The organism is Bacillus sp. P4_D3 (assembly GCF_056401855.1).
In genome coordinates this window covers 1-1,207 of sequence record NZ_JBFUIN010000856.1, presented here as the reverse complement: position 1 = coordinate 1,207, position 1,207 = coordinate 1, and the positions used below count along the sequence as shown (strand labels likewise).

Below are 1,207 nucleotides of genomic sequence, written 5' to 3'. Positions count from 1 at the left end.
CAAATATACACTTCGAGCAAGGAGAGTTTCAGGTGCAGGGAAAAGTTGTACAAGGAAGAGTGTTGCATCCATAAAAAACCCAAATAAAAACGAAATAATGAATTGACYCACAAATTCATTTAACTCCATTCGTTTACTTAATATCACTTGAATAATAATGTATAAAACATTTGCAAGCGCCATTGTCACACCAACCGATAAACCAATCGTTAGCGTACTTGCATATGCTAATGATGACACAGGCGATACACCAAATCCTGCTTGAATCGACATGCTAATGCCAATCGACATAAAAAATAACCCGAGCACGTATAAGATGATGCGCTTCAAGGTTCTGTTCCAATGATTCATAGTATCTCTCACTTTCTAGTTAATATTATCAATATAAAGACTATAGCTATAGAATTAAATATAACGTCAAATTCGACATATGAAAAATATATATATGATAAACTAATCATATCAAAAAACATATGACGGAGAGATACAATGGATTTTCGACAATTATATTACTTTAAAGAAATTGTGAAACAAGGAAGCATTTCTAAAGCAGCAGAAGTGCTCCATATCGCGCAGCCCCCACTTAGCCAATTATTAAAAAAGCTTGAAACTGATCTTGGCACAACTTTAATTCATCGATATCGTCAAAAATGGGAGCTTACAGCAACAGGTGAAATACTATACCAATATGCCAATCAAATGTTAATACAAATTCAAGATGTAAAGCAGCAAATTCAAGAAATTGAACAAGGTATAGGAGGAACAGTAAGTATCGGTGTATCATCTGCATGTTCGAATATGCTCATTGACTATGTTAGTACGTTTAGAACACAATACCCTAATGTTAAAATAAATATAGTAACTGGAAATTCAGAAGAATTATTAAAAAGACTAGAACAAAGAGAAATTGATGTTGCCTTACTTTTAAGATTGGGAAATAGTGAACAATATGAGATGAAAATATTAAAAAAACAACCAACCGCTGTGATTATTCCATCAAGTTGGGCAACATCGTTTTCATCACAGCATGTGACGATTGAACAGATTGCCCAGTTCCCATTCATTATGCTAGGAGCAATGGAAGGACTCTCCTTCAATGAAGACCTTTTCAAAGTGTTTGATGAACATCAAGTCAAGCCAAATATCATTATCGAGTGTAAAGATATAAGGATGGTTGTAGCACTCCTCTACTAACAAGTGCTACAAC

1 protein-coding gene and 1 pseudogene are annotated in these 1,207 nt (G+C 34.2%); one reads left to right on the top strand and one right to left on the bottom strand.

Annotated elements, in window-relative coordinates; translation table 11 throughout:
• Positions 1–351 (bottom strand): DUF6198 family protein (locus AC1DTM_RS27385; protein WP_477001366.1); only part of this gene is annotated, 351 nt, incomplete at its 3' end.
• A gap of 138 nt (positions 352–489) precedes the next feature.
• On the opposite strand from AC1DTM_RS27385, the pseudogene AC1DTM_RS27380 reads away from it, so the two are divergent.
• Positions 490–1,188 (top strand): annotated as a pseudogene (locus tag AC1DTM_RS27380) (LysR family transcriptional regulator); the annotation flags it as partial.
• Positions 1,189–1,207 lie beyond the last annotated feature (19 nt).